This is a genomic window from Saccharopolyspora sp. (assembly GCF_017434145.1).
In the GTDB taxonomy this organism is placed as follows: Bacteria; Actinomycetota; Actinomycetes; order Mycobacteriales; family Pseudonocardiaceae; genus Saccharopolyspora_C; species Saccharopolyspora_C galaxeae.
This window is the reverse complement of record NZ_JAFRFW010000528.1, coordinates 1-13,948: the sequence shown is the minus strand read 5'-3', so window position 1 is coordinate 13,948 and position 13,948 is coordinate 1. Positions and strand designations below refer to the sequence as shown.

11 protein-coding genes are annotated in these 13,948 nt (G+C 68.9%); 5 read left to right on the top strand and 6 right to left on the bottom strand.

The window, feature by feature from the left end; translation table 11 throughout:
• The 3 genes from IJH84_RS14710 to IJH84_RS14700 all read left to right on the top strand — a co-directional run.
• A partial coding sequence (locus IJH84_RS14710) for a ribonuclease J (RefSeq protein WP_295145380.1) occupies window positions 1-1,054 on the top strand: 1,054 nt, incomplete at its 5' end.
• Window positions 1,055-1,157: 103 nt separating this feature from the next.
• Window positions 1,158-1,511 (top strand): nucleotide pyrophosphohydrolase, encoded by a 354-nt coding sequence (locus IJH84_RS14705; protein WP_295145377.1) that lies wholly within the window; start codon window positions 1,158-1,160, stop codon window positions 1,509-1,511.
• A 111-nt stretch (window positions 1,512-1,622) separates the two neighbouring features.
• Window positions 1,623-3,515, top strand: a complete 1,893-nt coding sequence (locus IJH84_RS14700) for a DUF2075 domain-containing protein (protein ID WP_295145374.1) — start codon at window positions 1,623-1,625, stop codon at window positions 3,513-3,515.
• A 65-nt stretch (window positions 3,516-3,580) separates the two neighbouring features.
• On the opposite strand, the gene IJH84_RS14695 is transcribed toward IJH84_RS14700, so the two are convergent.
• Together IJH84_RS14695 and IJH84_RS14690 are read right to left on the bottom strand one after the other, a co-directional pair.
• Window positions 3,581-5,206, bottom strand: a complete 1,626-nt coding sequence (locus IJH84_RS14695) for an alpha/beta hydrolase (protein ID WP_295145371.1) — start codon at window positions 5,204-5,206, stop codon at window positions 3,581-3,583.
• Window positions 5,207-5,477: 271 nt separating this feature from the next.
• Entirely contained in the window at window positions 5,478-6,221 is a 744-nt protein-coding gene (locus IJH84_RS14690; protein WP_295145383.1) for a 1-acyl-sn-glycerol-3-phosphate acyltransferase, read from the bottom strand.
• A gap of 206 nt (window positions 6,222-6,427) precedes the next feature.
• On the opposite strand from IJH84_RS14690, the gene IJH84_RS14685 reads away from it, so the two are divergent.
• Both IJH84_RS14685 and IJH84_RS14680 read left to right on the top strand, forming a co-directional pair.
• Window positions 6,428-8,992 (top strand): DNA translocase FtsK, encoded by a 2,565-nt coding sequence (locus tag IJH84_RS14685; RefSeq protein WP_295145368.1) that lies wholly within the window; start codon window positions 6,428-6,430, stop codon window positions 8,990-8,992.
• A 266-nt stretch (window positions 8,993-9,258) separates the two neighbouring features.
• The gene (locus IJH84_RS14680) at window positions 9,259-10,485 is read left to right on the top strand and encodes a sialidase family protein (protein WP_295145365.1); all 1,227 of its coding nucleotides are present in this window, start codon (window positions 9,259-9,261) and stop codon (window positions 10,483-10,485) included.
• A gap of 65 nt (window positions 10,486-10,550) precedes the next feature.
• On the opposite strand, the gene IJH84_RS14675 is transcribed toward IJH84_RS14680, so the two are convergent.
• The 4 genes from IJH84_RS14675 to IJH84_RS14660 form a co-directional block, all read right to left on the bottom strand.
• Entirely contained in the window at window positions 10,551-11,765 is a 1,215-nt protein-coding gene (locus IJH84_RS14675; RefSeq protein ID WP_295145360.1) for an alpha-hydroxy acid oxidase, read from the bottom strand.
• 117 nt (window positions 11,766-11,882) lie between these two features.
• A complete protein-coding gene (locus IJH84_RS14670; protein ID WP_200070052.1) occupies window positions 11,883-12,443 on the bottom strand; it encodes a phospholipase in 561 nt (186 codons plus the stop codon).
• 368 nt (window positions 12,444-12,811) lie between these two features.
• The gene (locus IJH84_RS14665) at window positions 12,812-13,378 is read right to left on the bottom strand and encodes an amino-acid N-acetyltransferase (RefSeq protein WP_295145356.1); all 567 of its coding nucleotides are present in this window, start codon (window positions 13,376-13,378) and stop codon (window positions 12,812-12,814) included.
• Between the two features lie 107 nt (window positions 13,379-13,485).
• A complete protein-coding gene (locus IJH84_RS14660) occupies window positions 13,486-13,788 on the bottom strand; it encodes a hypothetical protein (RefSeq protein WP_295145353.1) in 303 nt (100 codons plus the stop codon).
• Window positions 13,789-13,948 lie beyond the last annotated feature (160 nt).

Sequence of the window (13,948 nt, the reverse complement as noted above, 5' to 3'; positions counted from 1 at the left end):
CGTCACACCGGAACGCGAGATCGGCCCGGTGCTGGACTCGGTGATCGGCAAGGCGACCCAGCGGCTGATCGTGGCCTGCTTCGCCAGCCACGTGCACCGCGTGCAGCAGGTGCTCGACGCCGCCGAGCAGCACGGCCGCAAGGTCTGCTTCGTTGGCCGCTCGATGGTGCGCAACATGGGCATCGCAGCCGATCTCGGTGTGCTGCGGGAGCCGCCGGGCCTGCTGGTGGAGTTGGACGAGGCGCTGGCGATGCCGGAGCACCTGGTGCTGTTCGTCTCGACCGGTTCGCAGGGCGAGCCGCTTTCGGCGCTGTCCAGGATGGCCCGCGGTGAGCACAAGCAGATCCGCATCAAGGCCGGGGACACGGTGGTGCTGGCGAGCTCGCTGATCCCCGGCAACGAGACCGCGGTGTTCGGCGTGGTCAACGGCCTGGTCCGGCTGGGTGCCGAGGTGGTGCACCAGGGCGGGGCGAAGGTGCACGTCTCCGGGCACGCTTCCGCGGGTGAGCTGCTGTACCTGTACAACGCGGTGCGCCCGAGCAACGTCATGCCGCTGCACGGCGAGTGGCGGCACCTGCGCGCGAACGCCGAACTGGCCCGGCTGACCGGCGTCGCCCCGGAACGGGTGGTGATCGCCGAGGACGGTGTCGTGGTCGACCTGGTCGACGGCATCGCGAAGGTCGCGGGCCGCGTCGAAGTGGGTCACGTCTACGTCGATGGATTGTCCGTTGGCGACGTGGGCGAGTCGACGCTGTCGGACCGCCTGGTACTCGGAGAGGGTGGCTTCATCTCGATCACCGTGGCGGTGGAGGCCGCGACGGGCCGGGCGGTTTCCAGCCCGACGATCTCCGGGCGCGGTTTCTCCGACGACCCGAAGGCGCTGGACGAAGTGGTGCCGCTGGTCGAGATGGAACTCGCCCGCACCGAATCGGAAGGCATCACCGACACCCACCGCATCGCCCAGGCCGTGCGCCGCGTGGTCGGCAAGTGGGTCGCCGACACCTACCGCCGCCGCCCGATGATCGTCCCGAACGTGCTGCCGGTGGGTTCCTGAGCGACGTCGCCGGGCCTTGCCCCGGTGACGGGCTTTCCGAGCGGTCGTGATGGCCGCTGCAGCTCGCGTCCGGAGACCCCCGCGTCTCGTAGGGTCACCGGACGTGACCATCGAGACCCTTCAGCAGCGCCTGCGCACATTCGCGGATGAACGTGATTGGCACCGGTTCCACGACCCGAAGAACCTCGCCATGGCGTTGTCCGTCGAGGCGGGCGAACTCGTCGAGCTCTTCCAGTGGCTCACCCCGGAGCAGTCCGCGCAGATCATGGACGACTCCGCAGCCGGCGAGCGAGTGCGCCACGAAATGGCCGACGTGCTCGCGTACCTGCTGCGCCTCGCCGACGTGCTCGACATCGACATCCTGGCCGCACTGGACGTGAAGATGGGCTTGAACGCGGCCAAGTACCCGGTCGAAACGGCCAAGGGCAACGCTCGTAAGTACGACCGGCTCGAATGAGCGGACTGCTAACCTGGCCCGGCAAGATCGCGGCCCGACGGGCACCGAAGTAGCCACTTCGTCGCTGCCCCCACCCGCGCGTGGATCACGCGTGCCCAGTGGGGGTTGTCAGTGGCACTGGTTCGCCGGAGCGCGGCCGAACTGCTCGAAGACGCGAAAGCCGACCGGTTGCACTTGCTGCTCAACGAGCAGGCCGAGTTCCAGCTCGAGTCCCGGGTCGGAACCTCCGAGGTGCGGTCCTGGCAGCGCAGCCTCCCGGTGCTGCTCGCCGATCTGGCAGATGCCGGACTCGGGCACGTCGAGGTGCTGCTGGAGCACAAACTCCCGCACAGCCCTCGGCGCGTCGACGCCGTGCTGTGCGGAACGCACCCCACGACCGGCGAATCCAGCTACGTGCTCGTCGAGTTGAAGCAGTGGTCGCACGTCGAAGCAGCAGTGGGCGAGCTCGTCCGCACCGCCGGTTACGGTCCGGCCCCCGTTCTGCATCCGGTCGAGCAGGTTCGCCGCTACTGCCAGTACCTCGTCGATTCGACGCCCGCTCTGGCCGCACGTCCGGACGCCGTCCACGGCATCGCCTACCTGCACAACGCGCGGAACGCGGACGTCTCGGCGTTGCGCGACCACGCGCTGAGCGAGTACGGACGCCTGTTCACCCTCGACGATCGAGGCGCGCTCGTCGACCGCCTGCAGGCCGTGCTCGGCCGGGCCGGTGACCGCGATGCCGCGCGCAACGCCGCCGACGAGTTCCTCAACTTCCACCACGCGCCGTCCAAAGCGCTGCTCAACATCGCGGCCAAGGAAATCCGGGAGCGCGAGCAGTTCGTGCTGCTCGACGAGCAGAAGGTCGCCTACGAGACGGTCATGCACGCCGTGCGCAATGCTCGCGCCGCCAGTACTCGCACCGTCGTGATCGTCCTCGGCGGCCCTGGTTCCGGGAAGAGCGCCATCGCGCTGAGCCTGGTCGGCGAACTCGCGCGGCAAGGCCGTACCGTGCACCACGCCACCGGATCCGGCGCCTTCACCCGCACGCTCCGCAAGACCGCGGGCAGCCGCAACACCCGCGTGCAGGGGCTGTTCAAGTACTTCAACAATTACGTCAGCTCCGAACCCCGCGAACTCGACGTCCTGATCTGCGACGAAGCGCACCGCATCCGCGAAACGAGCGTGAACCGCTTCACCAAGAAGGAAGTCCGCGCACGCGCCGGGCGGCAGATCGACGAATTGATCGACGTCGCATCGGTGCCCGTGTTCCTCCTCGACGAGGACCAGATCGTGCGTCCGGGGGAAATGGGGTCGCTGGAGGAGATCACCACAGCGGCCAAGACGAAGGGCTGCGAAGTCGAGGTCGTGCGCCTGGAGGGCCAATTCCGCTGTGGCGGCTCGGCGGCGTTCGACACCTGGGTTTCCCGGCTGCTCGGACTCGAACAGGCCGGTCCGACGGAATGGACCCGCCTGGTGTCGGCGACCGATGATGATTTCGTCGTCGCCAGCGCTGCGACTCCGCAGGCGATGGAAGCATGGTTGCGGACCCGGCGGTCCGAACACGGCGGCACCGCGCGCATCGCCGCGGGCTACTGCTGGCCGTGGAGTGATCCGGCCGAGGCGGAGCAGGGCAAACACCTCGTGGACGATGTCGTCATCAACGACTGGAAGCGTCCCTGGAACGCAAAACCCGGCAACAGCGTGCCCGACGCGCCCGAGTCCTATTTCTGGGCTTCCGACGAGCGCGGATTCGACCAGGTCGGATGCATCTACACCGCCCAGGGCTTCGAGTACGACTGGGCCGGCGTGATCATCGGCCCGGACCTCGTCCGCCGTGACGGGGAGTGGGTCGCACGCCGCGGCCACTCGCACGACCCGGGTGTCCGGAAGGCGGACGAACTCCACTTCGCCGGGCTCATCCGCAACACTTACAAGGTGCTGCTCACAAGGGGGATGAGCGGGGTCTGCGTGTATTCCCCGGACCCCGAGACGCAGGAATTCCTGGCGCACGTGACGCGATGACCCGGGTTCCTCGGCTCAAGGCGTCGGCGGGAACGCGGTGATCGATACCGCGTTCCCGCCCGATTTCAGTCCTGGTGCTCCGATCCGCCCGGCGATGTCTCGGGCCGTTGCGGTTGCGGCTTCGCGCCCTTCGGGACCGGCTGGGGGAGTGGTTCACAGGTGGTGTCGGGACCGCCGCCGGGTTTGCGGGCGGGGCGTTCGCCGGTGTTGAGGTAGTCCGCGATCTGGTCGTCCAGGCAGCGGTTTCCGGAAAGCGAACCGGAATGCGTGGTGCCGCCGGGAAGGCTGATCAGGCTGGAGTTCGGGAAGCGCTTCCGCGTTTCCAGCGCGCCGGGGTACGGCGTGGCCGCGTCCAGTTCCTCGTTGATCAGCAGCGCGCTTTGCACGCCGCCGCCGTCGACGTCGACCGGCTCGCCCGGTTCGACCGGCCAGCTCTGGCAAGAGGCGTTGTACCAAGCGTTCGCCCAGGTCTCGAACGGCGCCTTCGCGTGCGTGATCCAGTTGTCCACCCGCCAGCGGTTCCACTGCCGCGGCCACTGCAGGTCGCTGCACTGGACCGCGTTGTAGACGGCGAAGTTGTTGTCGTCGCCCGGTGAGTTGTCCGAGTCGTAGATCTTCTTCAGCGGTTGCCAATCGCCGCGCTGCACCCATCCGGAGAACGCCTCCGCGCGCTGTTCCCAAGCTTTGTGCTCGTACCCGGCCTGCAGGAACAGGTCGACCCACTCGTCGGAGCCGATCACCCCGCCCGCCGGCTGCGCGTCGAGCTTGGCCTTCTGCTCGTAGAACCGCCGCTCCACCTGATCACCGGTGGTGCCGAGGTGGTAGACGGAGTCGTAGCGGGCGACCCAATCGAAGAAGATCTTGATGTTGCGGTCGAACGCCACGTCCTGGTTGAGGTTGTTCTCGTACCAGACGTCCTCCGGGTTGACCACGCCGTCCAGCACCACCCGCCGCATCCGGTCCGGGTGCAGCGTGCCGTAGACCTGGCCGAGGTAGGTGCCGTAGGAGAACCCGTAATAATTGATCCGCTGCTGCCCGAGCGCCTTGCGAATGCTTTCCATATCCGCGACGGAATCCGTCGTCTTCATGTGGTTCAGCAGCGCGCCGCCGGACTTCCCGCACGCCTGCGCGTAACGGGCCGAGCGGTCCCGCAGCTCCCGCTCCTTCTGCGGGGTGTCCGGCGTGTAGTCCGGCCGGTCGTAGCCGAAGTAGTCGCGATCGCAGGACAACGCCGGTTTGCTGGCGCCGACGCCGCGCGGGTCGAAGCCGATCCAGTCGTAGGCGGCGCCCGCGTTCTTCGGCACCGAGGACCCCAGCTTCGCCAGTGCCAGCCCGGAACCACCGGGACCGCCGGGATTGAGCAGCATCGCGCCCTGGTACTGGTCTTCCGGCACCGTGTGCTTCACCCGCGAGACGGCCAGCGAGATCTTTTCCCCGCCCGGATCCGCGTAATCCAGCGGCACTTCGAGCATTCCGCACTCGGCGTGCGCCTTCCGTAACGAATCGTCTTCGCACGGGCCCCATTTGATCGGTGCCGGGTTGAACGAGTCCGGTTCCGGAGAAACCGTTTCCCGAGCCGGGTCCTGGGTCGCCGGGACGTGGCCCGGTTGAGCGGCGGAACCAGCCGGTGCGAACAGCAGGCTCGCTGCCAGCAGGCCGGTCGCCGCCGTGGCGATCGCTGATTTCTGCACTTCGTTCCTCGATGTCCGTTCCAGCGCCCGGGCGGGCACCGATCGCGACCAATCCCTGATCGGCGCCCAATCCCTGATCGGCCCAGTCTGTCCCAACAGATCCGCGGCCCACCAGGAAGCCGCGAAGATCCAGCCGCGACGAACTTCCCCGCTCGAACGCCGACCAACGCGCGAGGAGACAGTCCGGCAGCTGAACGAAAACCGCGATTGCGTGGTCGATCAGCAGTCGGCCGACCGCTCGCCGCAAGGCTCGCAGCACGGCGACGCGGGCTCAAGGGCGCCAAGGACTCCTTTTGTCCCCAGTCGGGCGCGTCGCGTCGGCGTGCCGAGGTGCGTCCGGTTCGTCCGCGCGCAGCGGAGTCAGCCCCGCCGTGATCCCGCGCATGATGCGGTCGCGCGCGCGGGCCGCATCGCCGGGCTTGTCCGCGGACAGGTCGCTCAAGTCGACCGGCTCGCCGAAGTGCACCCGCAGCACCGGCCGCCGCCGGATCGCACCGAGCCACGAACGCAGCAGGACACCGGCGTCGCGCGGGCTCTCCACCCGCGGCATCCCGTAGCGGACGACCTCGTGCGCACCCCACTGGCTGATCGGGACGACCGGCGCCCCCGAAGCCAGCGCCATCCGCGCCACACCGGTCTTGCCGCGCTCCGGCCACAGATCGGGTTCCAGGCTGATCCGCCCCTCCGGATACACCAGCACCGGCCGGTGATCCTGCTCCAACGCATCGACGACGCGGTGCAGCGCCTCGCTCGCGGTGGCCCTACCGCGGTCCGCGCGCACGTGCCGCGACTTGCGCAGCAGCGAGCCCAGCACCGGAGCGTCGAACAACCCGCCGGTGGCCAAGAACCGCACCGCCAACCGGTTTCGCCCGCACGCCGCCATCACGACCAGGGCATCGACGTTGCCGATGTGGTTCGCCGCCAGCAGCAGCGGCTTGCCGCGCAGTTCGTCCGGCACATCGCCGGTGACCTGCAGCCGTCCAGTGAGCCGCACCAGCGCGCGGTCGACCCGCAGCAGCACCCGCCACAGCAGCGGCGCCTCGCGGTACAGCTGCTCGCGTGCTGCCGGAGGCGGTTGCGCGGATTCGGGCTCGACGTGCTGGGCGACCATGACGGGTGAGCATCGCACAACGCTCGGCGTCACATGTCCCGGACCGGATAGCCGTGTGTTTCCTGCGCCTCCTGTGACGCAAAGCGGCCGCGCAAGATAACGTAAGGGCCATGGCGGGCCGGACCACGAGCGGCGCCCAGAGCGGGAAATCGTCACCGAAGAATGCGGCGAAATCCCCGGCGCGGAACTCGACGCACAGTCCAGGCGGCACCAAGAGCGGCGGTGCCGCGAAGGGGCGCAACACCAGTTCTTCCTCCGGTGGTGGGAAACCGCGCCCCGGATCGACGCACGCGCCGCGCAGCTCACCCGCCAAGCGCGGCTCCTCGAACAGCGGCTCCTCGAAGAGCAGCGCCAAACGCGGCGCCAAGTCCGGCGCGCAACCGAGCCTCGGCGTCGGGCGCGTGCTGCGCCGCGCCAAGGACATCGACCCGGCGCACGGCCGCACCGGCATGGCGCTGATCGCGCTGGCCGCCGCCGTGATCACCGCCGCGGGCGTGTGGGGGCACGCGGGCGGGCCGGTCGGGCAGTGGCTGGACTGGGGCCTGCGGTTCGTCGTCGGCTCCGCGGTCATGGCGCTGCCGCTGGTGCTGGCCGGGATCGCGGTGTTCTTCGCGAGCACCGACACCAATCCGGAGGCGCGCCCGCGCGTGGTGCTCGGCTCCGTGCTGCTCGGGCTCAGCGTGCTCGGCGTGCTGCACATCGTGTTCGGCGCGCCCGCGAACTGGCAGGCGTGGCCGGGTGCGGGCGGAATCATCGGGTTCGTCGCGGGCGGCCCGCTCGCGCAGGGCGTGACGACGTGGGTCGCGGTGCCGGTGCTGGTGCTGGTGGCGCTGTTCGGGCTGATGCTGCTGACCGACACGACGCTGTCCACGCTGCGGGCCCGGTTCACCGCCGCGCCCGAGGAAGCGGACGAGCCGGTCACCGAAGAGGTCGAACCGGAGACGGTGCAGCTGCGCCGCCCGTCCCGGCGCAGGCAGGGCTCCAGCGCGAAGGGCTCCGACGCGAAGGAGGCCGCCGACGACGGGCAGCTCTCCCTCGACGACGCGCCCGCCGAATCCGCGCCGAAGTCGAAGAAGCAGTCGAGCGAGCCGAAACCCGCGCCGGAAGAGGTCCCCGCAGCGGGTGAGCAGCAGGACCAGGAAGAACCCGAGGACAGCGGCAAGCTCACCATCAGCCGCACCGTCGAAGGCGACTACAAGCTCCCGCCGCTGGACGCGCTAACCGGCGGGGAAGCGCCGAAGACGCGCAGCAAGGCGAACGACTCCATGATCGAGGCGATCACCGCGGTCCTGGAGCAGTTCAAGATCGATGCGCAGGTCACCGGGTTCGTCCGCGGGCCGACGGTGACCCGCTACGAGGTGGAACTCGGCCCCGGCGTGAAGGTCGAGAAGATCACCGCGCTGACCAAGAACATCGCCTACGCCGCGGCCACCGACAACGTGCGGCTGCTCGCGCCGATCCCGGGCAAGTCCGCGGTCGGCATCGAGGTGCCCAACAGCGACCGCGAAATGGTGCTGCTCGGCGACGTGTTGCGTTCCTCCAAGGCCGCCGGCGACGCGCACCCGCTGGTGATGGGTCTGGGCAAGGACATCGAAGGCCACATGGTCACCGCGAACCTGTCCAAGATGCCGCACCTGCTGTGCGCGGGTTCCACCGGTTCCGGCAAGTCCAGCTTCGTGAACTCGATGCTGGTCTCGCTGCTGGCGCGGGCCACGCCGCAAGAGGTCCGGATGATCCTGATCGACCCGAAGATGGTCGAGCTCACCCCGTACGAGGGCATCCCGCACCTGATCACGCCGATCATCACCCAGCCGAAGAAGGCCGCGGCCGCGCTGGGCTGGCTGGTCGACGAGATGGAGCAGCGCTACCAGGACATGCAGGCCAACCGGGTGCGGCACATCGACGACTTCAACTCGAAGGTGCGCTCCGGCGAGATCACCGCCCCGCCCGGCAGCGAGCGCGAATACCGGCCGTACCCGTACATCCTGGCGATCGTGGACGAGCTCGCCGACCTGATGATGACCGCGCCGCGGGACGTCGAGGACGCGATCGTGCGGATCACGCAGAAGGCGCGGGCCGCCGGGATCCACCTGGTGCTGGCCACCCAGCGGCCCTCGGTGGACGTGGTCACCGGGCTGATCAAGACGAACGTGCCCTCGCGGCTGGCGTTCGCGACGTCCTCGCTCACCGACTCGCGGGTGATCCTGGACCAGCCGGGCGCGGAGAAGCTGATCGGCATGGGCGACGGGCTGTACTTCCCGATGGGCGCGTCCCGGCCGCAGCGGGTGCAGGGCTCGTTCGTCAGCGATGCGGAGATCACCCGGATCGTCGGCTACACCAAGGAGCAGGCCGAGCCGGACTACACCGAAGGCGTCACCGCGGCCAAGGCGGGCGAGAAGAAGGAGGTCGACTCCGACATCGGCGACGACCTCGACGTGCTGCTGCAGGCCACCGAACTGGTCGTGACCAGTCAGTTCGGTTCGACCTCGATGCTGCAGCGCAAGCTGCGCGTCGGGTTCGCGAAGGCGGGCCGGTTGATGGACCTGCTGGAATCGCGCAACGTCGTCGGTCCGTCGGAGGGTTCGAAGGCGCGCGACGTGCTGGTGAAGCCGGACGAGCTGCAGGGCGCGCTGGACTCGATCCGGGGCGGCCCGCCTCCCGACGACGAAGCCTGAACCCGGTGGCCCCGCCGAATTCCGGCGGGGTCTTTTTTGCTCTGATTCGTCTCCCGGACACCTCCGGGATTCACGTTTTTCACGGTCTCGGTACCAGCCCTGCGAGTTTGCGGAAAAACTCGCCAACCGGGTTCACCGGCTGATCTTCAAGCTATATATTCTGCGCCGCTGATCGAGCTGAAGGGTTCGCGATGAACGGCAGGAGAATCCGAGCCGGTGCCGCCACCGCGCTAGCCGCGTTGCTGGTCACTGGCTTATGTTACGGAATGGCGCAGGCCGATGAGCCTGCTGCCGCGCCCATGGACGTGAACCAGGGCGAGATGTTCCGGCAGGGCGGAAGCAGCTATCCGAGATTGGTCAGACTGCAGCACAGTGGTCCCGCGAACGGGCGCGTACTGGCCAGCATGACGACCTATGTGGACAATGCCGGAAGAGCGGTGATCTACGAGAGCGGCGATGACGGGAAGTCCTTCGAGCAGGTCGGCGAGATCCGCGACCCCGAGGGCGAGAACACCAAGGGCATGTGCTGCTCCACGCTCTACGAACTGCCCCGCGCCGTAGGCGACATGCCCGCGGGCACGCTGCTGTGGGCAGGTACCGCCGGAGTCGGCGCGGACGCGGACACCCGCACCAGCAGCATCCGGCTCTGGCGCAGCGACGATCACGGACGCACCTGGAACTACCTGTCCAATGTGGTCACGATGCCGCCCGGGCCGGGCGTGTGGGAACCGGAATTCACCGTCACCGCCGACGGGCAGCTGGCCGCGTTCTACTCCGACGACATGGACCCGAACCACGACCAGAAGATGGTCCAGGTCCGGTCCGCGGACGGCGTGCACTGGACCGACCAGCGCGACGCCATCAAGGACGACCGGTTCCGCGTCCGGCCCGGCATGGCCGGAGTGCGGCAGCTGCCGGACGGCAGCTACGTGATGGTCTACGAGATGTGCAACTACGACCCGGTGCACATCTGCACCGTGTTCATGCGGACATCGCGGGACGGCTGGGACTGGGGCGATCCCCGCGACCCCGGGACCGAGATCGTCTCGGACACCGGTGGGCAGCCGCTCGGCACGCCGACGATCTCGTGGGCGCCGGGCACGGATCCGAACGGGCGGCTGATCCTCGCCTACCAGATGCTCGGCGGCGACAACGGCGGTTTGGCTCCGGGCAACGGGCGCACGCTGATGGTCAACGACCACCCGTCCGACCTGGCGCACGGCTGGCGGGAAGTCCCGGCGCCGGTGCAGATCGAGCACAACCAGGGCAGCGACTGCCGCAACTTCAGCCCGACGACGCTGCCCACCTTGGACGGGCGGTCGGTGATCCACTTGGCCACCGACTACGAGAAGTACATCGGCGGCCCGTGCGAGGCGTACTTCGGCACCGGACCGATCGACGGGGACGCGGGGCAGGCAGGCGAAACGGGGCAGCCCGGGGAAATGGCGGGCGCGCCGGACCGGACTCCGCTGGACGCGCGGCCGAACCGGTGATCTCGAACCGGTGACCGCTGGTGCCGGGCCGTCCGAACGGCGGCCCGGCACCCGGTCTCAGCGTCTCAGCGACGCAGCGTCGCGTAGGAGCTGTCCAGCTGATCCAGCGAGGAAACGCCGAGCAGCCGCATCGTGCGCTCCACCTCGACGCGCAGGATGTCCACCGCCTTCTGCACCCCGCGCTGCCCACCGGCCATCAACCCGTACAGGTAGGCGCGCCCGACCAGGCAGGAATCCGCGCCGCGCGCGATGGCGGCGACGATGTCGGCGCCGCTGAGGATGCCGGTGTCCAGCATGATCTCCGCGCGGTCGCCGATCCGCTCGCGCACCTTCGGCAGCAGCTCCAGCATCGTCGGCGCCCGGTCCAGCTGGCGGCCGCCGTGGTTGGACAGGATCACCGCGTCCGCGCCGAGCTCGACGACCTTCGCCGCGTCCGGAGCGTTCTGCAGGCCCTTGATGATCAGCGGTCCGTCCCAGATCTCGCGCAGCCACTCCACGTCGGCGAAGCTCAGCGACGGGTCGAACATCTCGTTCATCAGTTCCGCGACGGTGCCTTCCCAGCGCTTGAACGACGCGAACTGCAGCGGCTCGGTGGTCAGCAGGTTGAACCACCACGCGGGGTGCAGCGCCCCGTCGGCGATCGTCTTCAGCGTCAGCGACGGCGGGATGGTCAGCCCGTTGCGCACGTCCCGCATCCGCGCGCCCGCGACCGCGGTGTCGACCGTGAGCATCAGCGCTTCGTAGCCGGCTTCCTTGGCCCGCTGCACCAGCTCGCGGCTGGCTTCGCGGTCGCGCCACACGTAGAGCTGGAACCACTTGCGGGCCTCCGGCGCGGCCGCTGCGGTGTCCTCCACCGACGTGGTGCCCATTGTGGACAGTCCATACGGGATGCCCGCGCGCTCGGCGACCCGTGCCACGGCGGGCTCGCCCTCGTGGTTCATCATCCGCGTGAACCCGGTGGGTGCCAAGGAGAACGGCAATGCCGACGGCCTGCCGAGGATCTCGCGGCCAGTATCCACATCGGACACATCGCGCAGCACCGAAGGGTGGAACTCGAGGTCGCGGAACGCCTGCCGCGCGCGGCGCAGGCTCGTCTCGCCTTCCGCCGCGCCGTCGGTGTAGTCGAACACCGCGCGCGGCGTCCGCCGGTAGGCGATCCTGCGCAGGTCGGGAATGGTGTGCGCGTGCGAAAGGCGCCGCTCGAGCGGGTTGAGCTCCGGCGGCGCCACCCGCAGCAACGGGCGCAGCTCGGACCACCGTGGAATCTGGCGCCGTACCATTCGTTTCCCTTCACCTCGTCGTCCAGGGCCCGGCGCACACTACCCAGCGGATGCCCGCCGACCACAGCAAAAGCGGGCACGGCCACACCCGGTGACCGTGCCCGCGGGCAACCCGGCTCAGGGGTTGAACTGCACCGGTTTCCCGGCCGCGTCGCGGGCCTGGTAGCCGACGATCGCACCGGACTTCGAGCGCTTCGGCGTGACCTGCGCCTGTTGCATGGCCTCGGCGACGCTGACGTCGCCGAACTGGCGCACCGCCCAGTAGTAGACCTCGGCCGCGGACTTGCACACCGGGTCCGCACCGCAGCCGGAACGCATGTCGGCCTTGAAGTTGTCGTCGATGCGCAACCGGTTTTCGTCGGTGAACCGGGACTGCTTCTCGTAGTTCCGGTAGCCGAAGTCGTGCCGGTCGCAGCTGGTGCCGAAGTCGTAGCCCAGCGGCTCGTTCGGCGAGTACGAGCAGCTGTCCGACGACCAGTCGAGCTGATCGCCGTAGGGCTTGTCGGCGCGGATGCCGGTGAAGTCGTGCAGCGTCGTCTGGAACAGGTATCTGTCGGTGATCTGCTGGAGCTCCGGTTGGGGTATCTCGGCTTGCGCGTTTCCCGCGGTCAGCAGCAGCACCGCACCGGCGGAGGCGGCGGCTGCGAGCGCGCGAGGGCGCGCGGCGTGACGGGGCACTGGCTCTCCTGGAAGGTCGGGACCTGCAACGAGCGACACCGGAGTTATAGCTGTTGCCGATCTGCCGCGGCGACCCCCGGTCGTCCCGGCGTGCACCACTCGATGTGGTGGAGGCGTTCGCGCCGTGGACGGCGGTCACCGGAACCGCCTGCCCGGACTTGTCGTAGCCGGGCATGAGCAGCAGCTCCCCGGCGGCAAGTCGTGGAGTTCTCCAAGCGGCCGACCTCGGAATCGAGGTCGTGCAGGTCGAGCAACGCGAGAACCGGACCAGGCAGCGCCGCTACGAGGACCGGGCGAATCGCGCAGAGGCGGTCGGTGAGCTGGACGGCGCTAGTGCGCTGCGGGCGAGGATCGCCGGACCGGTGGCCTCAGCCGAGCAGGCCGTCGGCGGTCGTGCCGTCGGTGGTGCCACCGAGTTCCAGCAGCATCCGCGTGTTGCCGAGGGTGTTGGGCTTGACGAAGGGGAGGTCGAGGAATTCGGCGACGCCTTCGTCGGCGGAGCGGCGCATTTCGGCGTAGACGTCCGGACTCACCGGGGTGCCGTCGATGCGGTGGAATCCGTGCCTGCCGAAGAATTCGGTTTCGAAGGTCAGCACGAACACCCGCGCCAACCCCAGTTCGTGGGCGAGCTGCACCAGGCGGCCGACCACGCGGTGGCCGACGCCGTGGCCCCTGGCGGCCGGGTCGACCGCGACGGTGCGGATCTCGGCCAAGTCCTCCCACAGCACGTGCAGTGCGCCGCAGCCGACCACGCGGATGCCGTCGCCGTCGGAGAGCTCGGCGACCCAGAACTCCTGCACGTGCTCGTAGAGCGTCACGAGTTCCTTGGCCAGCAGCACCTTTCCGGCGTAGGAGTCGACGAGCGCCTTGATGCCGCGGACGTCGGCGACCCGAGCCCGGCGAATCGATATTTCGCCTGGCGCATAGCTATGCATGGTGCGAATGCTACCTTCCGTGCAAGATGGAGTCGACGCGCGTCCGGTAGCACTCGGCGACGACTTGGCTTCGGATAGTGAAAGTATTCGCCCTGCCCGATCTGTCCCTAATCGACGAGGACTTCCGGGATCAGCGCCTGCCCGGTTCGCAATAACCGCCCGAGGTCTTCCACCTCGGCGTCGAGATCACCTCCTCGAACTGGCAGGACGACCTGCGCATCAAGCCGGAGGCGTACGCACGGGCCGGAGTTCCGGTTTAGCTGATCGGCGACCGCGAAAACGGCGAGGCCAAGGTGCTGTGGCGCCCCGAGAACGGCGAGTACCGCAGCATCGCGGCTTATTCGAAGGGCGAAAGGTTGAAGCTGCTCGGCGATGTCGCCGTGGAGATCCCGGTGGACCTGCTGCTGCAAAGTTGATCTCCGGCTGCTCCGGTTCCGGGCTCGATCGCAGGGCAGTGGTGCTGTCCCGCTAACCTCGACGCCATGCCAGCAGGCACCGCTGCCCGCCGGGGCGCCACGATCGCGCCGGCGCGCGTTCGCAACGTTGTCCCTCCCGGTCGGTTCGCGCGTG